This is a genomic window from Massilia sp. Root133 (genome assembly GCF_001426525.1).
Lineage (GTDB): Bacteria > Pseudomonadota > Gammaproteobacteria > Burkholderiales > Burkholderiaceae_D > Telluria > Telluria orientalis.
This window is the reverse complement of the sequence record NZ_LMEW01000036.1, coordinates 266,905-287,954: the sequence shown is the minus strand read 5'-3', so window position 1 is coordinate 287,954 and position 21,050 is coordinate 266,905. Positions and strand designations below refer to the sequence as shown.

Annotated in this window: 19 protein-coding genes and 6 tRNA genes; 6 read left to right on the top strand and 19 right to left on the bottom strand. The window is 63.9% G+C overall.

The features are described from left to right. Positions 1–89 precede the first annotated feature (89 nt). Genes ASD28_RS30595 through ASD28_RS32240 form a run of 5 tightly spaced genes read left to right on the top strand, consistent with a single transcriptional unit; the run spans position 90 to position 5,647 of the window. Positions 90–1,649: a tryptophan halogenase family protein gene (locus tag ASD28_RS30595; RefSeq protein ID WP_056137334.1), complete on the top strand. Its 1,560-nt coding sequence runs from the start codon at positions 90–92 to the stop codon at positions 1,647–1,649. Between the two features lie 29 nt (positions 1,650–1,678). After that, positions 1,679–2,389, top strand: a complete 711-nt coding sequence (locus ASD28_RS30590) for a SapC family protein (RefSeq protein ID WP_056137332.1) — start codon at positions 1,679–1,681, stop codon at positions 2,387–2,389. A gap of 4 nt (positions 2,390–2,393) precedes the next feature. Continuing rightward, positions 2,394–3,386: a cupin-like domain-containing protein gene (locus ASD28_RS30585; RefSeq protein WP_229412333.1), complete on the top strand. Its 993-nt coding sequence runs from the start codon at positions 2,394–2,396 to the stop codon at positions 3,384–3,386. Between the two features lie 13 nt (positions 3,387–3,399). Then, positions 3,400–4,917 (top strand): tryptophan halogenase family protein, encoded by a 1,518-nt coding sequence (locus ASD28_RS30580; RefSeq protein ID WP_056137328.1) that lies wholly within the window; start codon positions 3,400–3,402, stop codon positions 4,915–4,917. A 22-nt stretch (positions 4,918–4,939) separates the two neighbouring features. Beyond that, positions 4,940–5,647: a DUF6445 family protein gene (locus ASD28_RS32240; RefSeq protein WP_156404021.1), complete on the top strand. Its 708-nt coding sequence runs from the start codon at positions 4,940–4,942 to the stop codon at positions 5,645–5,647. Positions 5,648–5,664: 17 nt separating this feature from the next. Here ASD28_RS32240 and ASD28_RS30570 read toward each other — a convergent pair whose 3' ends face one another. The 17 genes from ASD28_RS30570 to lepA all read right to left on the bottom strand — a co-directional run bounded on the left by ASD28_RS30570 (position 5,665) and on the right by lepA (position 17,013). Continuing rightward, positions 5,665–6,285, bottom strand: coding sequence for a TIGR02466 family protein (locus tag ASD28_RS30570; RefSeq protein WP_056137325.1), 621 nt, complete (start codon positions 6,283–6,285; stop codon positions 5,665–5,667). Positions 6,286–6,497: 212 nt separating this feature from the next. Beyond that, positions 6,498–6,571: transfer RNA gene (locus tag ASD28_RS30565), tRNA-Cys, on the bottom strand. 73 nt (positions 6,572–6,644) lie between these two features. Then, positions 6,645–6,720, bottom strand: a tRNA-Gly gene (locus tag ASD28_RS30560). A gap of 26 nt (positions 6,721–6,746) precedes the next feature. After that, positions 6,747–6,822 (bottom strand) — tRNA-Gly (locus tag ASD28_RS30555). 35 nt (positions 6,823–6,857) lie between these two features. Further along, a tRNA-Gly gene (locus ASD28_RS30550) sits at positions 6,858–6,933 on the bottom strand. A 42-nt stretch (positions 6,934–6,975) separates the two neighbouring features. Next, positions 6,976–7,051 (bottom strand) — tRNA-Gly (locus tag ASD28_RS30545). Between the two features lie 78 nt (positions 7,052–7,129). Continuing rightward, a tRNA-Gly gene (locus ASD28_RS30540) sits at positions 7,130–7,205 on the bottom strand. An 85-nt stretch (positions 7,206–7,290) separates the two neighbouring features. Then, on the bottom strand, positions 7,291–7,875 hold the full coding sequence (gene pgsA / locus ASD28_RS30535) for a CDP-diacylglycerol--glycerol-3-phosphate 3-phosphatidyltransferase (RefSeq protein WP_056137323.1): 585 nt from the start codon (positions 7,873–7,875) through the stop codon (positions 7,291–7,293). Between the two features lie 105 nt (positions 7,876–7,980). Next, complete coding sequence (uvrC, locus tag ASD28_RS30530) at positions 7,981–9,849, bottom strand: excinuclease ABC subunit UvrC (RefSeq protein WP_056137460.1); 1,869 nt, start codon at positions 9,847–9,849, stop codon at positions 7,981–7,983. 140 nt (positions 9,850–9,989) lie between these two features. Next, positions 9,990–10,403, bottom strand: coding sequence for a holo-ACP synthase (gene acpS, locus ASD28_RS30525; RefSeq protein ID WP_056137321.1), 414 nt, complete (start codon positions 10,401–10,403; stop codon positions 9,990–9,992). After that, positions 10,403–11,188 (bottom strand): pyridoxine 5'-phosphate synthase, encoded by a 786-nt coding sequence (gene pdxJ, locus ASD28_RS30520; RefSeq protein WP_056137319.1) that lies wholly within the window; start codon positions 11,186–11,188, stop codon positions 10,403–10,405. Before pdxJ ends, acpS begins: the two co-directional genes overlap by 1 nt. A gap of 17 nt (positions 11,189–11,205) precedes the next feature. Continuing rightward, on the bottom strand, positions 11,206–12,024 hold the full coding sequence (recO, locus tag ASD28_RS30515; RefSeq protein WP_056137317.1) for a DNA repair protein RecO: 819 nt from the start codon (positions 12,022–12,024) through the stop codon (positions 11,206–11,208). Positions 12,025–12,046: 22 nt separating this feature from the next. Further along, positions 12,047–12,970, bottom strand: coding sequence for a GTPase Era (gene era, locus ASD28_RS30510; RefSeq protein WP_056137315.1), 924 nt, complete (start codon positions 12,968–12,970; stop codon positions 12,047–12,049). Next, positions 12,967–13,779, bottom strand: coding sequence for a ribonuclease III (gene rnc, locus ASD28_RS30505; RefSeq protein WP_229412440.1), 813 nt, complete (start codon positions 13,777–13,779; stop codon positions 12,967–12,969). The genes era and rnc overlap by 4 nt, the downstream gene beginning before the upstream one ends. Before the next feature lie 76 nt (positions 13,780–13,855). Continuing rightward, positions 13,856–14,269, bottom strand: coding sequence for a DUF4845 domain-containing protein (locus ASD28_RS30500; RefSeq protein ID WP_056137311.1), 414 nt, complete (start codon positions 14,267–14,269; stop codon positions 13,856–13,858). An 18-nt stretch (positions 14,270–14,287) separates the two neighbouring features. Then, entirely contained in the window at positions 14,288–15,202 is a 915-nt protein-coding gene (lepB, locus tag ASD28_RS30495; protein WP_056137309.1) for a signal peptidase I, read from the bottom strand. A gap of 17 nt (positions 15,203–15,219) precedes the next feature. Then, on the bottom strand, positions 15,220–17,013 hold the full coding sequence (gene lepA / locus ASD28_RS30490) for a translation elongation factor 4 (protein WP_056137307.1): 1,794 nt from the start codon (positions 17,011–17,013) through the stop codon (positions 15,220–15,222). 288 nt (positions 17,014–17,301) lie between these two features. Here lepA and ASD28_RS30485 point away from each other — a divergent pair, with 288 nt between their 5' ends. Further along, positions 17,302–18,267: a hypothetical protein gene (locus ASD28_RS30485; protein ID WP_056137305.1), complete on the top strand. Its 966-nt coding sequence runs from the start codon at positions 17,302–17,304 to the stop codon at positions 18,265–18,267. Positions 18,268–18,388: 121 nt separating this feature from the next. Here the strand turns inward: ASD28_RS30485 and ASD28_RS30480 are convergent, their stop codons facing one another. Together ASD28_RS30480 and ASD28_RS30475 are read right to left on the bottom strand one after the other, a co-directional pair. Continuing rightward, on the bottom strand, positions 18,389–19,594 hold the full coding sequence (locus ASD28_RS30480; protein WP_056137303.1) for a RimK family alpha-L-glutamate ligase: 1,206 nt from the start codon (positions 19,592–19,594) through the stop codon (positions 18,389–18,391). After that, positions 19,591–21,024 carry an aminotransferase class V-fold PLP-dependent enzyme gene (locus ASD28_RS30475; protein ID WP_229412439.1) on the bottom strand — a complete coding sequence of 478 codons (1,434 nt, stop codon included), beginning with the start codon at positions 21,022–21,024 and terminating at the stop codon, positions 19,591–19,593. Before ASD28_RS30475 ends, ASD28_RS30480 begins: the two co-directional genes overlap by 4 nt. Positions 21,025–21,050: the final 26 nt, after the last annotated feature.

Sequence of the window (21,050 nt, the reverse complement as noted above, 5' to 3'; positions counted from 1 at the left end):
CAGGTCCTGAAGCAGGCCGTGGTGACGACCATGGCCTGCTTTTTTCTTGCTACACTGAATCGCTACACTACTTACTGGATGGAACTCGCGTGCGTAGTCAACCCCTGGAAAAGGTCGTGATCGTCGGTGGCGGCTCGGCCGGCTGGCTGACCGCCGCGCTGGTCGCGGCAGCGCATCAGACCCCTGCCGGCCCGGCCTTGAAGGTGACCCTGATCGAATCGCCCGAGGTGGCGCCGGTGGGTGTCGGCGAGGGAACCTGGCCCGGCATGCGTGAGACCTTGCACCGCATTGGCGTTTCCGAGAACGATTTCTTCCGCGCCTGCGACGCCTCGTTCAAACAGGGTTCGCTGTTCGTCGGCTGGGTCGACGGCAGCGATGACGACGCTTATTACCACCCGTTCGAACTCCCCTACGGCTATGGCGAGACCCATCTGGCCGCGAGCTGGCAGCGCCAGCACGGCGCCGTGCCGTTTGCCGATCTGGTCAGCGTCCAGCCGCACCTGTGCCGCGCCGGCAGGGCGCCCAAGCAGGCGACGACGCCGGAGTTCGCCGCCGTGGCCAACTATGGCTACCACCTCGACGCCGCCAGGTTCGGTCTGTTCTTGCGGCGCCACTGCACCGAGAAACTCGGCGTGATCCACGTGCCGGACCATGTGGTGGCGGTCCATGCGCACGATGACGGGGACATCGCCTCGGTGCAGACCAAGCTGGGCGGCGCCATCGAGGGCGATCTGTTCATCGATTGCAGCGGCTCACAAGCGCTATTGCTGGGCAAGCATTATGGCGTACCCCTGCTGCCGCAACAGCATATCCTGTTCAATGACCGCGCTTGCGTGGTCCAGCTGGGCTATCCGGAGCCGGCCAGTCCGATCGCATCGCAGACCAGGTCGACGGCGCAGGAAGCCGGCTGGATCTGGGATATCGGCTTGCCGACCAGGCGCGGCATCGGCCACGTGTATTCGAGCGCCCACACCAGCGACGCGCAGGCCGAGCAGGCCTTGCTGGCCTACGTCGAACGCAGCGGCGGTGGCGCACCGATGCTCACTACGCCGCGCAAGCTCGGCTTCGAGCCCGGCTACCGCGACCATTTCTGGCATCGCAACTGCGTGGCCATCGGCCAGTCGGCCGGATTCATCGAGCCGCTCGAGGCGTCGGCACTGGCGATGGTGGAGTTGTCCGCCACCATGCTCAGCGACGGCATGCCGGCCAACCGCGCCGTGATGGACATCATCGCCAAACGCTTCAACGATGCCTTCACCTACCGCTGGGAACGGGTGATCGATTTTCTCAAGCTGCATTATGTGCTCAGCCGGCGCAACGCCAGCCAGTACTGGCGCGATCACCGGGCGCCGGAATCGATTCCCACGCGCCTGAACGAGTTGCTCGCGCTCTGGCGCACGCAGCCGCCGTCGCGCTACGACCTGCACCGGATCGAAGAGCTGTTTCCCGCCGCCAGTTATCAATACGTGATGTACGGCATGGGGCTGGTGCCGGAGGTGGACCGGCGGATCCGCCACTGCGAGCACGCCGATCTGGCCGACGGCTACTTCCGCCAGGCGGCCGCAATGACCCGCAAGATGCTGGCGGGGCTGCCAGGCAACCGCGAACTGATCGGGCATATCGTGCATCACGGCATGCCGACCAGGTAGTCAATGACATTTGAATGAAGAGGCAAGCAATGACCCACCGTGTTTTGTTGAACAACGTCGAACACAAAGACCTGAAAATCATTCTTGGCCGCGGCACCCGGTTCGGTGACGGCGACACGATCTGCCCGACCTTCCCGGCCGAGTTTCGCAATGTGCTGGCCCACTATCCGATCGTGTTCCGCGAGACCGGTAACGAACAGCGCTACGAACCGGTGGCGCTGTTCGGTTTTGTCGAGGGCGAAAACTTGTTTGCCGGCGCCGATGCCTGGGATGCGCTGTACGTGCCGATGGCCGTGGCGCGCCAGCCCTTCTCGATGGGACTGTCCGGCGACGGCCTGCTGGTGCATGTCGACCTCGATCATCCAAAAGTGAGCACGGCCACCGGCTATCCGCTGTTTCTCGAATACGGCGGCCAGAGCGAGCTGCTGGAACAAGTCAACAGCCTGCTGCTGGCCTTGCACCAGGGCCTGCAGAGTAACGCCGGCTTTGTCGCTGCGCTGCTCGACTATGACCTGATCGAGCCGTTCACGCTCGACATCGAATTGAACAACGGCTCGCACAACCAGCTGCTTGGTTTTTCGACGATCAACGAGGAAAAGCTCGCCGCGCTCGACGGTGCGGCGCTTGCGCACCTGCATCGGCACGGCTACCTGATGGCTGCCCATCAGATGGGTGCATCGCTCGTCCAGCTGCGCGAGCTCATCGAGCGCAAAAACCAGCGCGTTGCGGTCGATGGCTAAACCGATGCGCGAGATCAGCGGCGCGCTACCTTCCGCGCTGACTGACGCCATTCTCACTGCGACCGAGCCGCTGGTGCTGCGCGGCCTGGTCGCAAGCTGGCCGCTGGTCAAGGCCAGCCTGCGCTCGCAGCGCGAGGGTATCGCCTATCTGCGCCGCTTCTACCGGGGCGAGGTGGTCCGTGCACTGATCGGTCCGCCCGAGATCGCGGGGCGCTATTTTTATAACGACGACATCAGCGGGTTCAACTTCGACGCCGTCAACGCCAGGCTCGACGCGATCCTCGATCAAGTGCTCGAACACCTCGATGACCCGTGTGCGCCGACTTTTTATGTCGGCTCGACGACAGTGGACACCTGCCTGCCAGGCTTCCGGGACGAAAACGATCTCGACCTGGGCGATCGCGATCCGCTCGTCAGCGTGTGGACTGGCAACCGTTCGCGCATTCCCGCGCACCAGGATCTACCCGATAACCTGGCCTGCGTGGCCGCCGGGCGTCGCCGCTTCACCTTGTTCCCGCCCGAGCAGTTGAGCAACCTGTACATCGGGCCGCTCGATTTTGCGCCGGCCAATCAGCCCATCAGCCTGGTCGATTTTCATCGGCCGGACCTGGTGAAATTCCCCAGGTTTGCCGAGGCCATGGCGCATGCGCAGGTGGCCGAATTGCTGCCGGGCGACGCCATCTTCATACCCAGCATGTGGTGGCACCATATCGAGGGGCTCGACAGTTTTAACGTCCTGATCAACTACTGGTGGCGCCAGTCGCCAGGCTATATGGATGCCCCGGTCAATACGCTGATGCACGCCATCCTGACGCTGCGCGAACTGCCGCCGCCCCAGCGACTGGCATGGCAAGAGGTGTTCCGCCACTACATATTTGAAGCGGACGGCAGTGAAGCGGCGCATATCCCGGAACCGGCGCGCGGCGTCCTCGGTCCGCTCGATCTCGACAAGGCGCGATCCATGCGCGCCGCAATCATGCAGAAACTAAAACGGTAGCAGGAGACACCCCATGCAACAGAACAATCCGGAAAATATCGGCAGGAAGCCCGTGCGGCGCGTCGTCATCGCCGGCGGCGGCACAGCCGGCTGGATGGCCGCTGCCATCATCTCCAGGATCTTGGGCAAGACACTGGACATCACGCTGGTCGAATCCGACGAGATCGGTACCGTCGGGGTGGGCGAGGCGACCATACCCAGCTTGATTCAGTTTCACCAGTTGCTGGAACTGAACGAAGCCGACGTTATGCGGGCAACCCAGGCGACCTTCAAGCTGGGCATCAGCTTCGAGAACTGGCGCGCGCCCGGCGAGGACTATATCCACTCGTTCGGCTTGACCGGCGTCGACCACTGGTCTGCGGGCTTCCAGCATTTCTGGCACAAGGGCCGCCAGCGCGGCCTGGCCAGTGACTTCGGCGACTATTGCCTGGAATTGAGGTCGGCCCAGCTTGGCCGCTTCGCGCATCTGCCGAACGACGTCATGAATTACGCTTACCATCTCGACGCGACCTTGTACGCCAGGTTCCTGCGCAAGTACAGCGAGGGTTTCGGCGCCAAGCGGGTGGAAGGCAAGATCGACCAGGTGATGCTTGACGCCGCCAGCGGCCACGTGACCGGGCTCAAGCTCGGAAACGGCGCCTTGATCGAAGGCGATTTGTTCATCGACTGCACCGGCTTTCGCTCGCTGTTGCTGGGCCAGACCATGGGGGTGGAATACGACGACTGGTCGCAATGGCTGTTTAACGACACCGCCATCGCGGTACAGACTGAATTGATGGGCGAACCGGTGCCGATGACACGCGCGATTGCGCGCGGCGCCGGCTGGCAGTGGCGGATCCCGCTGCAGCACCGGGTTGGCAATGGCCACGTATTCTCCAGCAAGTATATGGACGGCGAGGAAGCCATGCAGATCTTGCTCGACAATCTGCATGGCGAGCCGCTGACGCAGCCGCGCATGATCAAGTTCAAGCCAGGCCAGCGCAAGCAATCGTGGAAAGGCAACGTCGTCGCCATCGGCCTGTCGAGCGGCTTTCTGGAACCGATCGAGTCGACCAGCATCCACCTGATCCAGCGTAATCTGATCCGTTTGATGCAGATGTTCCCGGCCGACGGCATCTGCCGCTCCGACATCGACGAGTTCAACACCCAAGTGCAAAGGGAGATCGCCCACATCCGCGATTTCATCATCCTGCATTACAAGGTGACCAGTCGCGCCGATACCCCATACTGGGAAGCTGCCAGGAACATGGAAGTGCCGGCATCGCTGCAACACCGCATCGACCTGTTCCGCGAAACCGGACGGGTGTTCCGCACCGAGGGTGAGTTGTTTACCGAGTCGTCGTGGCTGCAAGTCATGCTGGGCCAGGGCATCATGCCCGAGCAGCATCACCAGTCGGCCGACCTGATGGGCGATGCCGAGCTGTCGCAGTTCCTGGGCTCGATTCGCCAGAAGATCGAAAGGACGGTCCAGCAGTTGCCATCGCATCAGGCTTACGTCCAGCGGTTCTGCCGCGCAGAGCGGCCGAGCTGATCCTTTTAATTCAGAGCCGCCCATGTTCAACCCAAATCCCTCGATGAGTAAAGTCGCGCTGAGCGATGGCCGTTCTTATGTAGTCGTTGACAATATCCTGCGCGATCCCATGCAATTCATCGCCCATGCCGTCGCGCGGCGCGCGGATTTTTCGCCGGAAGATTCTCACTACTATCCCGGGCCGGAACTGCGGTTGCCCCCAGCCGCGCACCAGGCATTCGAAGCGTTTTTTTCACAATATATCCGGGGCCAGCTTGGCGCCCGGCGCACCCGCAGCGCCTTGTGCAGGATGTCGATGGTCACGCGCAAGCCGGAAAATCTCGAGCCATTCCAGAGAATCCCGCATGTCGATGGCGGTCCCTTCCAGCCGGGCGAAGGCAATTTCGCCATGGTCCTGTATTTGTTCAAGGATGAACGGCTGGGTGGCACGAGTTTTTTTCGACCGCGGGTCGACACCGCGACATTGTCGGCCATGATGGCCCGCGGGCAGCACATGGACCGTGACGCGTTTTCGGCCTTGATCGACAGCGCCCCCGCGTATCCGACCAAGACCAACGCATATTTTGAAAAGATGGCGACCGTCCCGGCGGCGTTCAACCGCGCGTTGTTCTATGATGGCACGATCTACCACAGCGGCGACATCCGCCATCCGGAGCTGCTCAGCGCCGATCCGGAACAAGGACGGCTGACCGTCAACGCGTTCTTCGGGGTGCGCCTGAACGCCTGCTGAAGCGCGGCTTCGAAAAGCTAGCGCGCTTTCGCGTGGTCGATGTTAAACGCGATGGCGATGCGATCCTCATCGGTCAGGTTGGGGCCGACGTGGTGTTCGACCCAGCTTGGGAACATGATCAGCTTGCCCACTTCGGGCACCACGGATGCCGCCTCGGCCGGCACATTGCGGTAAAAGCTGCGGGTAAAGGTGCGCGCCAGGATCGGATCACGGAAGCAGAGCGAACCCGCACGTTCTTTCGCGGCTGGCACCTGCGGGTAATACACGCCGCTGATCCAACTGCCCGGGTGATTGTGGGGGCTGTTGGCGTGCCCTTTGCCATTGATAACCCCCCACATCGCGCCGAACTGCGCTTCCGTGACCTCCGGTTCCGCAAACCATGCGCCTTTGACCATGCATTCGTTGAGCACCCGCAGCACGAGTTGCTTGAGCTGTGCAAACCCCGGGAGCGGCAACAGGTCATAGCTACGGAAGCCGCCATAGTTCGACAGGCCGGTCTTGTCGGCGATGCCGGCTGCGACTTCCTCGTCGCGAATGGCATAGATCTGGCGCGCCAGTTCCTCGTTGTCTACCCCTTGGGTCTGCACAACGAAAACCGGCGTCGGAAATAACTCCAACACCTGCATGGACGCTTTCATGTTACTCATGGACCTGCCCAGGTTACGCCCTCGCCAGCGAATCCGAGGACTGGAATTGTCGAGATCCAAATTATGGCATTAATGTTGAAGGTCCGCCAATGCACCGGTGTGATCGAGCCGTATGTAGTGTCGCAAACGTAATGCGTCGATTTGAAAGGACAAGCTACATCGCTGACGTAGATCAGCGCAGAAGCGCTGATCTACAGATATGCTGGAGGCGAGGACGGGAGTCGAACCCGTCTAGACGGCTTTGCAGGCCGCTGCATAACCGCTTTGCTACCTCGCCGGAGGAGACTTGACTATGCCACAGCGACCGGTTATCTGTCGCAGCGACACGAGAAGGCTGGCTTCTCTGTAACTGGAGCGGGAGAAGAGTCTCGAACTCTCGACCTCAACCTTGGCAAGGTTGCGCTCTACCAACTGAGCTACTCCCGCATCGGGTACTACCATCGCGAATCACTTGGAGCGGGAGAAGAGTCTCGAACTCTCGACCTCAACCTTGGCAAGGTTGCGCTCTACCAACTGAGCTACTCCCGCTTAGGAGTTCATCACGTACTACGCTCGTAAAACACTGGAGCGGGAGAAGAGTCTCGAACTCTCGACCTCAACCTTGGCAAGGTTGCGCTCTACCAACTGAGCTACTCCCGCATGGAGTCTTACTTGTTTGCCCCAGCATCATCTTGCGATGACTGGAGCGGGAGAAGAGTCTCGAACTCTCGACCTCAACCTTGGCAAGGTTGCGCTCTACCAACTGAGCTACTCCCGCGTCGCTGGAACTTGCGATTATCTCAGATTTTCGACTGCTTTCCAAGACAACCTTTTTATTACGTCGACAGGCAAACTGTGGAGCGGGAGAAGAGTCTCGAACTCTCGACCTCAACCTTGGCAAGGTTGCGCTCTACCAACTGAGCTACTCCCGCTTCGTTTCGTTTGCTGCGTTGTCGTTGCAACAGGCAGGCATTATAGAGATGCTGAGCTATGTGTCAAGGATGACCCAGCAGAAACTTATACAGTGCCCGACTTTTCCTTGATCAGCGGCCACGCGCGGCGCAGGTAGTAGAACATCGACCAGACCGTCAGCACGCCCGCGATCCACAGCAGGATCTCGCCGCACTTGTGGATGTCGAGCACGCCGTCGAACATGGGATCGTGGAACAGCAGCATCGGGATGGCGACCATCTGCGCGGCCGTCTTGATCTTGCCCAGCGAGCTGACGGCAACGGACTTGCGTGCGCCGATCTCGGCCATCCATTCGCGCAGCGCGGAAATCGTGATCTCGCGGCCGATGATAATGAAGGCGATGATGGCGTTCACGCGGTCCAGCTGCACGAGCACGAGCAGTGCGCCCGCCACCATCAGCTTGTCCGCGACGGGGTCGAGGAAGGCGCCGAAGGCCGACGTCTGGTTCCAGCGCCGGGCGAGGTAGCCATCGAACCAGTCCGTGATCGCGGCGACGATGAACACGAGCGTGGAGGCCAGGTTGCGGTCGGCCACGTGCAGCCAGTGTTCGGGGAGATAGTAGACCCCAACGACCAGCGGAATGAGGGCGACGCGTAGCCAGGTCAGGAGAATCGGGATATTGAAAGGCATGGGGTGAGGCTGATCGTGCTCTGCTTGTTGAGTTGCGTGCGCGCTAGTCTACATGGCTCTTGCCGTTTAAACCAGTTGAGCCATCGACATGCGCGCGCGCCCCTCTCAGTGAAGCTGCCGATAAATCTCTTCCGCCAGGGTGCTGGAAATACCCTCCACCGACATCAGGTCCTCCACGCTCGCATCGATCACGCCCTTCAGGCCGCCAAAGCGCGCCAGCAGCTTCTGGCGGCGTTTGGCGCCGATGCCCTCGATCTCTTCCAGGCGCGACGCCTGGCGCGTCTTGGCGCGCTTGGCGCGCATGCCCGTGATGGCGAAGCGGTGCGCCTCGTCGCGGATCATCGCCACGAGCATCAGCGCGGCCGATTCCTTGCCCAGTTCCTGAGGCGGGCGGCCGTCGGCGAAGATCAGCGTCTCGAGGCCGACCCTGCGGCCCTCCCCTTTCGCCACGCCGACGATGTTGCCGATGTCGAGCCCCAGCTCCGTGAAGACCTGGCGCGCCATCTCGACCTGGCCCTTGCCGCCGTCGATCAGTGCGATGTCCGGCATCACGCCTTCGCCGTTCGCCACCTTTTCGTAGCGCCGCGTCAGCACCTGGCGCATCGCCGCGTAATCGTCGCCGGGCGTGATGCCGGTGATGTTATAGCGACGATATTCGCCGTTCTGCATCTGGTGGTGATGGAACACGACGCACGACGCCTGCGTCGCCTCGCCCGCGGTATGGCTGATGTCGAAGCATTCGACGCGCAGGGATTCGAGATCCTCGCTGTCGAGCCCCAGCACCTCCGCCAGCGCGCGCGTGCGCGACTGCTGCGAGCCCTGCTCCGACAGCAATCGGGCCAGCGAGATTTCCGCGCCCTTCTGCGCCAGTTCGAGCCATTGGCGGCGCTGGCCCTGGGGCTGGAACACCAGGTTGATGCGGTGGCCGCACTGCTCCTGCAATGCCATCATCAGCTCGGGCTGGTCGAATTCGATGTTCAGGATGATGATGCCCGGGACGAACTTGTCGCCGTAATGCTGCGCCATGAACGCCGCGAGCACCTCCACTTCGATCGGGCATTCATCCATCGCCTCGCCCACCTGCGTCGGGAAGTACGCGCGGTCGCCCAGGTGGCGGCCGCCGCGCACCATCGCCAGGTTGACGCATGCGCGGCCGCCCTGCACGACCACGGCGATGACGTCGACGTCCGCATCGCCCGTCGTCTCCATGCTTTGCTGGTGCAACACGCGCGACAGCGCCTGGATCTGGTTGCGCACGCTCGCCGCCTGCTCGAATTTCAGGTCCTCGGCATACGCGAGCATCTTCTTCTCGAGCTCTTCCAGCACTTCCGTCTGGCGGCCGCGCAGGAATTTCGCGGCGTTGTCGACGTCGCGCCTGTAGTCTTCCGGCGCGATCAGGTCCACGCAGGGACCGCTGCAGCGGCCGATCTGGTGCAGCAGACAGGGCCGCGTGCGGTTGGCGAAGACGCTGTCCTCGCACGTGCGCAGCATGAATACCTTCTGCAGCAGCTGCATGGATTCCTTCACGGCCCACGCGCTCGGGAACGGTCCGAAGTACTGGTTCTTTTTATCCAGCGCGCCGCGGTAGTAGGCCATGCGCGGATAGTCGCCCGCCGTCAGTTTCAAATACGGGTAAGACTTGTCGTCGCGGAACAGGATGTTGTAGCGCGGCTTGAGCGTCTTGATCAGGTTGTTTTCCAGGATCAGCGCTTCGGCCTCGCTGTGCGTCACCGTCGTTTCCAGGCGCGCGATCTGCGACACCATCATCGCGATGCGGGGGCTCGACAGCGTCTTCTGGAAATAGCTCGACACGCGCTTCTTGAGATTGCGCGCCTTGCCGACGTAGAGAACCCTGTCTTCCGCGTCGAAATAGCGATACACGCCGGGCAGGTCGGGCAGCCTGGCCACCGTCGCCAGGACTTGTTCGCGCGCCGCCTCGGTGGGGCGCACGGGGGATTCCGCATCCTTCGTCATCGTCGCGATCAATTCCTCTTTCATGGCTTGCCACGCATCCGGACGGGCGCGCGGCGCTTTCGCCGGGGGCTGCAGCGGCTTGCGCCGGCGCGCCTTCAGTCCCGTGCTTACTACGACTTCGTCTGTCACTTCCGCTACACCTAGGCAGCGGACACTCCCTCGGGGGCCTGGGTGACGATGACGAACGCGACGCCGTAATCGGCTTCGTCGCTGATCGTCACCTGGGCCGTGAGCCGGTGCGTCCGCATGAATTCATCGAGCGCCCCGCTGCATACGATCATCGGCTTGCCGCTCGGGGCGTTGAGCATCTGGGCCGAGCGCCAGGTCATGGGCATGCGCATGCCCAGGCCGATCGCTTTCGAGAACGCCTCCTTGGCCGAGAACCGCGTGGCCAGGAAGCGCAGCCCCCGCACGTCGTTCTTGGCGCGGCGGGCGTGGTATTTGACGAGTTCCTCGGGACCGAGGATCTTTTCGGCGAAGCGTTCGCCGCTGCGCTTCAGGGCAGCCTCGACGCGCGAGATCTGGACGATGTCCGTGCCGATCCCGTAGATCATCACTGGCCCGCTTTGGACGAGGCGTAAGAGACGCCCAGGCGCGCCGCGACCATGATCGCCTTCATCTCGCGCACCGCATTTTCGAAACCCGCGAACAGCGCGTGCGCGACGATCGCGTGGCCGATGTTCAGCTCGTGGATGTCGGGGATCGCGGCGATCGGCTGCACGTTCGTGTAATGCAGGCCGTGGCCCGCGTTCACGCGCAGACCGTGCTTCACGCCGGCGCGCACGCCGGCCTTGACGCGTTCCAGCTCGCGCGCGTGCTCCTCGGGGCTTGAAGCCTCGGCGTAGCGCCCCGTGTGCAGCTCGATGACGGGCGCGCCGACGGCGGCCGCGGCCGCGATCTGCTGTTCGTCCGCATCGATGAACAGCGACACGCGGATGCCCTCGCTTTTCAGTTGCCGGATCGCGGCCTCGACTTCCTTCTGGTAGCGGATGATGTCCAGGCCGCCCTCGGTCGTCACCTCTTCGCGGCGTTCGGGCACGAGGCAGACGTCCTGCGGTTTCACCTTGCAGGCGAAATCGATCATCTCCTGCGTGACGGCCGCCTCCAGGTTCATGCGCGTCGCGAGTTGCGGGCGGATGGCGAGGACGTCGGCGTCCTTGATGTGGCGGCGGTCTTCGCGCAGGTGCAGCGTGATCAGGTCGGCGCCCGCCTGCTCGGCGATCAGCGCGGCGCGCAGCGGATCGGGATAGACGGTGCCGCGCGCGTTGCGGACGGTGGCGATGTGGTCGATGTTCACGCCCAGGTCGATCACCTGGCCGGCGGGTTGCAGGAAGCTCATGGTCGTAGTCTTGGTTCTCAAAGCTGCATCAGGTCGATCAAAATCTGGCGCGTGTTCAGCGGCGCGCCTCCCAGGTGATAGGCCAGCAGGAAGCGCATCAGCTGCTTGCTCTGCGCCTTCGTCTGCGGGTCGGCGTAATCCTCGCGTTCCATGTCGACCAGCGTCTTGCCGGACACCACCGGCCACGACTCCACGGCCTGCGCCGTGCGCGCGCCGCGTTCCGGGTCGACGACGTACAGGCCGTCCGGCTCGACGGGGGCGCGCGTCGTCGTGCAGCGCGTCAGGTCGGCGGCGACCCCGGTTTCCTTAAGTAAGGCCCGTTCGAATTTTCGCAAGGCGATCGGCGCCGGTTCGCCGTGCGCCAGTTCGTTCAGCGTGGCGACGTAGTGGTTGAACAAGGCCGGATGCGCGTCGTCGCGCGCCAGCAGTTTCACCAGCAATTCATTGAGATAGAAGCCGCACAGCAGCGCATTCTTCTCGATCGGGAGCATGCCGCCGACCCACTCGGCATCGATCAGCGTGCGCAGTTCGGACTTGCCCGAGAACGACACGGACAGCGGTTGAAACGTCTGCAGCACGCCGCGCAGTTTCGAATGCGGCCGCTTCGCGCCCTTCGCGACAACACCGATGCGGCCGTGATCGCGCGTAAAGAGGTCGACGATGAGGCTCGTTTCCTTGTACGGATAGCTGTGCAGCACGAAGCCCGGTTGGCCGACCACGCGGCCTTCGCGCGCGGGCGTGCGGCGCTTGTTCACCGGCGTCGCGTGCGGGGCATGCGACGCGGCTGAATGCGCGTCATTGTCCTTGTCGATGAGTTCGTCGTCGCGAGTGGGCATGCGGAGATGATACCCCGGCTCGTTACTCGTAACCGTAAGCGCGCAGGCCCGCTTCGTTGTCGGCCCAGCCCGATTTCACCTTGACCCAGATTTCCAGGTAGACCGGTCCGCCGAACAGTTTTTCCATGTCGAGGCGGGATTGCGTGGAAATCTCTTTCAGGCGCGCGCCCTTGTTCCCGATGATCATGGACTTGTGCGTGTCGCGCTCGACGAGGATCGCGGCGAAGACGCGGCGCAGATTGCCCTCTTGCTGGAATTGTTCGATGAGGACGGTGCTCGTGTACGGCAGCTCGTCGCCCAGCAGGCGGAACACTTTTTCGCGCACGATCTCGGCCGCGAGGAACTTCTCGCTGCGGTCCGTGATGTCGTCCGGGCCGAAGATCGGCGGATTTTCCGGCAGGTGCCGCTTGATCTCGCCTTCGAGCGCATCGACCTGGAAGCGCAGCTTCGCGGACACGGGCACGACCGCGGTGAAATCGCGCAGGCTGGCGACCTTCGCGGCGAACGGCATCAGCTCGGCCTTGTCCTTCATGCGGTCGGACTTGTTGATGACGAGGATGACGGGCACGTTCTTCGGCAGCAGGTCCGCTACCAGCTGGTCGGCCGGGCCGAACGTGCCGGCCTCGACGAGGAACAGGATCACGTCGGATGCCGTCAGCGTGTTCGACACGGTCTTGTTCAGCGTCTTGTTCAGCGCGTTCGCGTGGCGGGTCTGGAAGCCGGGCGTGTCGACGTAGATGAACTGGGCGTCGTCGCGGGTCTGGATGCCCGTGATGCGGTGGCGCGTCGTCTGCGCCTTGCGCGACGTGATCGACACCTTGGCACCGATCAGCACGTTCATCAAGGTCGACTTGCCCACGTTCGGACGGCCGACGATGGCGATGTAGCCGCAGCGGAAACCTTCCGGTGCAGTGTCGTTGGTCTCGGTGGTGGTCTCGATGTTCATGCTGGGGTGTTTCCTGACTTGTGGGATTGTTTCTGCTGCGACTGCGGCTCTTCGGCCTGCACCGCCAGCTCGGTCTGGTCGGTGGCGATGCCAGCCAGCTTCAGCTGGGCCGACCGGGGCCGCGACTTGCGCGTCGTGGACGGACTTTTTTGCAGCAGTTGCTCGGCCGTCTCCAGCGCGAGGCGCGCCGCGGCCTGCTCGCCGGCGCGGCGGCTGCCGCCGCGGCCGAACACCTGGATGCCCAGCTTGGGCACGAGGCATTCGATCTCGAATTCCTGGCTGTGCGCGGCGCCGTGCGTGGCGACGACGTTGTACGTGGGCAGCGAGATCTTTTTGCTCTGCAAGAACTCCTGCAACAGGGTCTTGGCATCCTTGCCGAGCGTACGCGGGTCGACGGAATCGAGCAGCGGAATATAAAACGAGCGGATCGCGGCGCGCGCCGCATCGAAGCCGCTGTCGAGGAAGATGGCGCCGAGCAGCGCTTCCAGGGTGTCGGCCAGGATCGACGGCCGGCGGAACCCGCCGGATTTCAGCTCGCCCTCGCCCAGGCGCAGGAATTGCGACAATTCCAGCTTCTGGGCGATCTCGAACAGCGATTGCTGCTTGACGAGGTTGGCGCGCAGGCGAGAGAGGTCGCCTTCGGCCAGGTTATGGAAACGTTCGTACAGGATGGAGGCGACGACGCAGTTCAGGATCGAGTCGCCGAGGAATTCCAGGCGCTCGTTATGCAGACTGCTGTGGCTACGGTGGGTCAACGCCTGTTGCAGCAGGCCGGCGTCCCGGAACGTATAGCCTAGGCGAGTTTGCAATAACTGAAGATTCATTGTCGTACCAATCTAATGGGCCGGCGCCGCGCGCCGATCCCATCGCGCGCCTCCCGGCGTATTACTTGTCGGCCTTGTCGGCCTTGGCGGCATTGTTGCCGCTGGGGTCGGTGGTACCGTCGAACTTGAACGTCAGGTTGATGCTGTCCGTCAGCGGCACCTGCTTCTCGTAGGCGAAGCTGATCTCGGTCGTGCCGCCATCGCGCGTGATCACGAGGTCGCGGCCCTGGATGGCCGACACGTCGTTGACGCCGGCATTCTTGTCGAACGCCTGCTGGATCTCGCGCACGGTGCCGGAGCCGGCCTCGGCCTTCGCCTTGCCGATCGAATCCTTGACGGCGCGGTATTCCAGGAAGGCCGGCGTCACCTTGATGGCCACCAGCGCCAACGCGCCCAGCACGATCAACACGACGATCAGGCCCGACAGCGAGACACCGCTTTCCGCACCGATCCGATACCGCTTGCCACCTTTCATCACACCCTCCGCGCCGGCTTAGTGGATACCGCCGATGCGCTTCAGGTTGCTGAAGTTCATCCAAACAAACACAGCCTTGCCGACGATGTTCTGGTCCGGCACGAAGCCCCAGTAGCGGCTGTCTGCGCTGTTGTCGCGGTTATCGCCCATCATGAAATAATTGCCCTCCGGTACGATACAGGTAAATTCATCGTACGAATAGTTGCAATTTTCGTGATGGGGGAACTCCTCCACGGCGCTCTGGTTGTAAGTGCGGGCTCCGTCCATGTTCAGGATGCGGTGCGGCGCGTTCGTCAGCTTTTCCAGGAATTGCTTGTGGTAGACCGGGCGCTCGTCGTCCAGGTAATCGTCCATCGGCACGTACTCGACCGGCTGGCCGTTGACGGTCAGGCGCTTGTTCTCGTAGTGGATTTTATCACCCGGCACGCCGATCACGCGCTTGATGTAGTCCTGGCTCGGATCCTTGGGGTATTTGAAGACCATGACGTCGCCCCGCTGCGGATTGCCGACTTCGATGATCTTCTTGTTGATCACCGGGAGGCGGATGCCGTAGTCGAACTTGTTCACGAGGATCAGGTCGCCCACGAGCAGGGTCGGCACCATCGACGACGACGGGATCTTGAACGGCTCGAACAGGAAGGAACGCAGCACGAACACGAGCGCGATCACGGGGAAGAAGCTGCCGGAATACTCGACCCACGTCGGCTGGCGCAGGATCGATGCCTCCAGCGCCGCGCGGTTGCCGTTGTCCAGCTTGATGCCGTCGGCCGTCAGCTTGGCGTGGCGCGCGTCGTACTCGGCCAGGGCCGCATCCGCCTTCGCGCGGCGCTGCTTCGCGAGGACGAACACGTCGAGGCACCAGATGACGCCCGTGATCACCATGGCCACGAACAAAATCAGGGCAAAATTGCCGAGGATCGGTTGCAGATTCATCGTTTCTGATTCTTCCCTTATTTTTCTTCCACTTGGAGGATGGCAAGGAAAGCCTCTTGCGGGATCTCCACCGAGCCCACCTGCTTCATGCGCTTCTTGCCGGCCTTTTGTTTCTCAAGCAGCTTCTTCTTGCGGCTGACGTCGCCGCCATAGCACTTCGCCAGCACGTTCTTGCGCAGCGCCTTGACGTTTTCACGCGAGATGATCGTCGCGCCGATCGCGGCCTGGATCGCCACGTCGAACATCTGGCGCGGGATCAGTTCGCGCATCTTCGCGGCCACCTGGCGGCCGCGGTAGGCGGCGTTGGCGCGGTGCACGATGATGGCGAGCGCGTCGACCTTGTCGCCGTTGATCAGCATGTCGACCTTCACGACGTCCGATGCGCGGTATTCCTTGAACTCGTAGTCCATCGACGCATAGCCGCGCGACGTGGATTTCAGGCGATCGAAGAAGTCCAGCACGATCTCGGCCATCGGGATCTCGTACACGAGTTTCACCTGGCGGCCGTGGTAGCTCATGTCCATCTGCACGCCGCGCTTGCCGGTGCACAGCGTGATGACGGCGCCGACATATTCCTGCGGCATGTACAGGTTGACGGTGACGATCGGCTCGCGCACTTCCTCGATCTTCGACACTTCCGGCATCTTGGACGGGTTGTCGACCTTGATCATGGAACCGTCGCGCATCACGACTTCGTACACGACGGTCGGGGCCGTCGTGATCAGGTCCTGGTCGAATTCACGCTCCAGGCGTTCCTGGATGACGTCCATGTGCAGCAGGCCCAGGAAGCCGCAGCGGAAGCCGAAGCCCAGCGCTTGCGATACTTCCGGCTCGTACTGCAGCGCGGCGTCGTTCAGCTTCAGCTTTTCCAGCGAATCGCGCAGCGCGTCGTACTGGTTCGCTTCCACCGGGAACAGGCCGGCGAACACCTGCGGCTGCACTTCCTTGAAGCCGGGCAGCGGCGCCAAGGCCGGACGCGACGCCAGCGTGACGGTATCGCCCACTTTCGCGGCCTTCAATTCCTTGATGCCGGCAATGATGAAGCCCACTTGGCCGGCCTTCAGTTCCGACAGCTGCACGGAGCGCGGCGTGAACACGCCGACCTGCTCGACCAGCTGTTGCGAGTCCGTCGCCATCAGGAGGATCTTGTCTTTCGGACGCAGCGTGCCGTTCTTCACGCGCACCAGCATCACGACGCCGACGTAGCTGTCGTACCACGAGTCGACGATCAGCGCCTGCAGCGGCGCGTCCGGATCGCCTTCCGGCGGCGGCACCTTCGCGATCAGCGTTTCGAGCACGTCTTCCACGCCCAGGCCCGTCTTTGCGGAGCAGGTGGTGGCGTCGGTGGCGTCGAGGCCGATGACGTCCTCGATTTCCTGCTTGGCGCGGTCCGGATCGGCGTGCGGCAGGTCGATCTTGTTCAGGATGGGCACCACTTCCACGCCCAGGTCCAGCGCCGTGTAGCAGTTGGCGACGGTCTGCGCTTCCACGCCCTGCGACGCGTCGACGACGAGCAGCGCGCCTTCACAGGCGGACAGCGAGCGCGACACTTCATAGCTGAAGTCGACGTGGCCCGGGGTGTCGATCAGGTTCAGGTTATAGGTCTGGCCATCGCGCGCTTTATAGGACAGCGCCGCGGTCTGGGCCTTGATGGTGATGCCGCGCTCGCGCTCCAGGTCCATCGAGTCGAGCACCTGCTCGTCCATTTCACGTTCCGACAGGCCGCCGCACAGCTGGATGATGCGGTCCGCCAGGGTCGATTTACCGTGATCGATGTGGGCGATGATGGAAAAGTTACGTATGTTTTTCATTAACAAACTCAAAACCAAAAAGAGCGGCACGCGGCCAGGCCGACAGGCTTGGTTCCTGCCGGCGCAATACGAAAAAAGCGCCGCGTCTGGGGGACGGGAAGTTCCCCGGGCGAGCGCCTTATCGGGCGAATCGCGGCTCATGAAGGCCGCGGCTTGACCCGCAAGCTGCCCATTTTACCGGATTTCGAGGCAGAAAGCCCGGTTTCCGGGGAGGACCACGATTCAAGTTGGCCATCGGCGCGCCGTTAATGGCACATCGGCACCTTACGGCCCTTCTTTTTTGCCACCATGATCTACACGTCCGAACCGCAGCAATGGCGCACGCAGCTTTCCTTGCCCATCGAGCAACGCATCCTGCCCCTGCCCGATGAAGTGCGCAACATCGTGCACCAGGTGAACATGGCGAGCGGACTGGACGCCGTGCCCGCCCCGTGCGTGCCGGATCCCGCCCTGCAGGCCGACCTGCGCGCCGCGCTGGCGGGCATGCCGGCCGCCGTGCGCGACCTCGTGGGCCCGCTGCTGCTGGGCGTGTGCACGGGCCGCGGCCTCGGGTCGTCGGGGATCACGGACATCGTGGCGGATGCCGTCGACGGCCGCATCCTCGGCTGCGTCGTGCTGCTCGACATGGATCTGCTGGAAACGCATACGGCCAATTCCTGGGTCACGTGGAAGGAAAACCTGCCATTCGGCGGCCCCGGTTTCTCGCTCGCCGCGACGATCGCCGCCCCGCAGAACGACACCAGGGCGCACGCGCTGCAATTCCTGCTGCTGCACGAATTCGGCCACGTCGTGACGGCGGGCGGATCGTTCCTGCCGCGCTGGTGGGAACCGGCGCCGGCCGCGTTCTTCCCCTTCCTCGACCTGAGCTGGCATATAAACGCCGCCGGGCGCTTCGTGCCGTGGAGCGGCTCCGATTTCGACCTGCGCGGCGCCGTCGATTTCTACGGCACCAATAAGCTGCACAGCGACGCCATCGTGACCGCGTATGCCGGTCTTGAGGGCAGCGATTTTCCCAGCCTGTACGGCGCGACGAATCCGTATGACGATTTCGCGGAATGCTTTGCGAGCTATGTGCACAGCGAACTGCTGGGGCGGCCGTACGCGTTGCGCGTCGATTACGACGGGGTGCCGCAGGCGACGCTCGAGCGTTTCTGGGCGAGTCCGCGCAGCGAGGCGAAACGGGCGTTCATGCGGGAATTACTCGGTGAGACGGCGGTCGTCGCCAACGATGAAAAAAAGTTTGTCGCTGCATGAAAAACCGTCGCCCCCCCGCGAAGGAGGGGACCCAAAGCCGTCGCCCCCGCGAAGGCGCGGGCCCAATCCGGATCTGCCGCAACGCGTAAGACTTGGGTCCCCGCCTGCGCGGGGATGACGGCTAATTCGAGGCCGCGCTTACAACCCGGTGCAGCATCTTTTCGAACGCCCCGAACACCCGCTCCATCACCGGCCCCTTGTACGGATACCTGCCCGGATCGTCCATCGCGTGCACGACCATGGCGTTGTCCACTTCGAAGATGAGCAGCCGGCCATCGCGCGTTTCCGCGCAATCGATGCCCAGGTAAGGCAAGCCCATGCGCGAGTCGATCCCGGCCAGCGCCGCCGCGTGCCGGCGCGCGAACCCGTCGTCGAACGCGGCCATCCCGGCCGCCTCCTCCGCCCGCTTGGCGGCGCTGTCGTCCATGCCTGCATTCAGGTAATGCACCATCCAATGCGACGAGATCGCCAGGTGGCAGATGAATGGCGTGCCGTCGATGAGCACGATGCGGTATTTGCGGAACTGGCCGTCCGGACCAGAATAATCGACGAACGGCGCGAGATAGAACTCGCTCGCAGGATGCGTGGCGAGATAGGCGTGCAGCGCGGTGCCGTCGTCCACCTTTTGCAGATCCGTGCCCGCGTGCGAATCCACTGGCCGCACGATCAGCGGGAACGCATCGTCGGTTAGTTGCATAGCGCCCGCGCGGTCCAGGCGCATCGTCCGCGGCACCAGCGTACCGGCCGCGCCGTCGAGCGCCGCGCAGACGCCGTCGCGCGACAGGTGCGCGATCTGCTCCGGGCGGTTGACGACGGGACGCGGCCAGCCGTCGAGCATCCGCGCCACGTCGCGCAGCAGCAGCGCGTTGGCGTCCGATTGCGCAATCGCCACGAACAGCACGTCGTGGTCGGGCACCTTCTCCGGCAGCGGCAAATCGGGCGTCACGTATTGCACGGTCGCGGCGATGCTTGAGGTCTGCAACAGGAATTCGACGGGCGTATTGGCCATGAAGTCGCCGGGCCCCATCAGCACGAGCAGGTTCAAGGTGGGCGTGCGCGCCGGCGCCGGCAGCGCGTACAGCGACCGGATGGCCAGCGCGTGGTGTTGCACGTCCAGGCCCGCCGCGCGCTGCCCCAGCAATTGCAGGACGAAGCTGGCATCCAGCCACGCGTTCGCATCGTGGGGATGCGCCTGGGCACGTGCCAGCAGGCGTACGCCGACCGGACGCAGGTCGGCCCGGTAAAACGCGCAGCGCATCAGCGCCGCGGCGCCGATCAGCGGGGCATACGGCGTGGCGGCGGCGGCCAGGAGTGCGGTCGTGATCATGACAGGCGGCGGCCGGCGCGCAGCACGGCTTCGACGAGCGCGTCGATGTCGGCGCGGCATGTGCGGTGGTTGACGATCGCGGCGCGGATCGCGTAGCGGCCGTACAGCGTCGTCGCGGATGGCGCCACGCGGCCTTCGTCGTACAGCGCGAGCACGATCTCGCGATTCACACGTTCGGGATCCGCGCAGACGTAGCGGAAGCAGACGATGTTCAACGTGACGGGCGCCACCAGCTCCAGCGACGGCTCGGCCGCGACGCGCTCGGCGAGGTAGCGGGCCAGCGCGCACGTGGCCGAGATCGAGCGGCCGATGGCGTCGGCGCCGTAGACCTGGAACGTGAGCCACGTCTTCAGCGCCCGGAAGCCCCGTGACAGGTCGGGCCCCACGTCGCACGGCCACGCGGTCCCGGCGGCGAGCCCCGTGCTGGCGCGCTGCAGGTACGCGGCCGGTGCGGCAAAAGCGTCGAGCATGTGCGCACCGTCGCGCGCGAGAAAATAGCCGGCGTCGTACGGCACCTGGCCCCACTTGTGAAAATCGAAGGCGAGCGAGTCCGCACGCGCGATGCCGTCGAGCAGCGGCGCCACGTCCGGCGCCAGCATCCCCAGCGCCCCGTACGCGCCGTCGACGTGCAGCCATATGCCCTGTGCGCGCGTGAAATCCGCCAGCGTCGCGAGCGGATCGATGGCGCCCGTGTTCACCGTGCCGGCGCTGGCGACGACGAGGAATGGCCGCAACCCGTTGCGGCGATCCGCATCGACCTGCGCGGCGAGATCCTGCATGTCCATGCGGCCGGCGGCGTCCACGCGCACGGTGCGCAGCGCAGCGGAGCCGAAGCCCGCCATGTCCATGGCCTTCGCGATGCAGCCGTGCGCTTCGGCCGACGCGTACGCGCGCAGGCCCGCATGCGCCGCGAGCCCGTGCGCGCGCACGTCGCGCCCGAGCGCCTGCGTGCGCGCGACGACGACGCCCATGAAGTTGGCGATCGACGTGCCCGTGACGAACACGCCGCGGGCCGTAGCGGGAAAGCCGAACAGCGCCGCCATCCACTGCGACACCTGGCGCTCCACCTCGACGGGCGCCTGGTTGCGGCCGCCGACGTTCGCGTTCAGCGCCCCCGCGATCATCTCGGCGACGATGCCCACCGGCGTGCCGGCGCCATGCACCCAGCCCATGAAGCCGGGATGCGGGTTGCCGACGGTGTAGGGGATGACGTTGTCCTGCAGGCTGCGGTACGCATCCGCCAGCGAGCCCGGCGCGCGCGGCAGCGGAGTGCGCAGGCTGTCTCGCGCGGCGTCCGGCATCTGCTGCCAGACGGGTCGCGCGCGAATGCCCTCCAGGTGGTCGAACATGTCGTCCAGGATCTGGTGCCCGAGGGCGCGAAGTTGCGTCCAGTCCGCGGGGTCGAGCGTAGCGTCGGGGCCGTCAGCCATATGCATCATCCAGGAATCGATGCAGC

What these genes read in the sequence shown, in the direction of transcription:
- ASD28_RS30590 (WP_056137332.1), top strand. Translation starts at nt 1,679, where the DNA reads ATGACCCACCGTGTTTTGTTGAACAACGTCGAACACAAAGACCTGAAA.
- ASD28_RS30585 (WP_229412333.1), top strand. Translation starts at nt 2,394, where the DNA reads ATGCGCGAGATCAGCGGCGCGCTACCTTCCGCGCTGACTGACGCCATT.
- ASD28_RS30580 (WP_056137328.1), top strand. Translation starts at nt 3,400, where the DNA reads ATGCAACAGAACAATCCGGAAAATATCGGCAGGAAGCCCGTGCGGCGC.
- ASD28_RS32240 (WP_156404021.1), top strand. Translation starts at nt 4,940, where the DNA reads ATGTTCAACCCAAATCCCTCGATGAGTAAAGTCGCGCTGAGCGATGGC.
- ASD28_RS30570 (WP_056137325.1), bottom strand. Translation starts at nt 6,285, where the DNA reads ATGAAAGCGTCCATGCAGGTGTTGGAGTTATTTCCGACGCCGGTTTTC.
- pgsA (WP_056137323.1), bottom strand. Translation starts at nt 7,875, where the DNA reads ATGCCTTTCAATATCCCGATTCTCCTGACCTGGCTACGCGTCGCCCTC.
- uvrC (WP_056137460.1), bottom strand. Translation starts at nt 9,849, where the DNA reads ATGACGAAGGATGCGGAATCCCCCGTGCGCCCCACCGAGGCGGCGCGC.
- acpS (WP_056137321.1), bottom strand. Translation starts at nt 10,403, where the DNA reads ATGATCTACGGGATCGGCACGGACATCGTCCAGATCTCGCGCGTCGAG.
- pdxJ (WP_056137319.1), bottom strand. Translation starts at nt 11,188, where the DNA reads ATGAGCTTCCTGCAACCCGCCGGCCAGGTGATCGACCTGGGCGTGAAC.
- recO (WP_056137317.1), bottom strand. Translation starts at nt 12,024, where the DNA reads ATGCCCACTCGCGACGACGAACTCATCGACAAGGACAATGACGCGCAT.
- era (WP_056137315.1), bottom strand. Translation starts at nt 12,970, where the DNA reads ATGAACATCGAGACCACCACCGAGACCAACGACACTGCACCGGAAGGT.
- ASD28_RS30500 (WP_056137311.1), bottom strand. Translation starts at nt 14,269, where the DNA reads ATGAAAGGTGGCAAGCGGTATCGGATCGGTGCGGAAAGCGGTGTCTCG.
- lepB (WP_056137309.1), bottom strand. Translation starts at nt 15,202, where the DNA reads ATGAATCTGCAACCGATCCTCGGCAATTTTGCCCTGATTTTGTTCGTG.
- lepA (WP_056137307.1), bottom strand. Translation starts at nt 17,013, where the DNA reads ATGAAAAACATACGTAACTTTTCCATCATCGCCCACATCGATCACGGT.
- ASD28_RS30485 (WP_056137305.1), top strand. Translation starts at nt 17,302, where the DNA reads ATGATCTACACGTCCGAACCGCAGCAATGGCGCACGCAGCTTTCCTTG.
- ASD28_RS30480 (WP_056137303.1), bottom strand. Translation starts at nt 19,594, where the DNA reads ATGATCACGACCGCACTCCTGGCCGCCGCCGCCACGCCGTATGCCCCG.
- ASD28_RS30475 (WP_229412439.1), bottom strand. Translation starts at nt 21,024, where the DNA reads ATGGCTGACGGCCCCGACGCTACGCTCGACCCCGCGGACTGGACGCAA.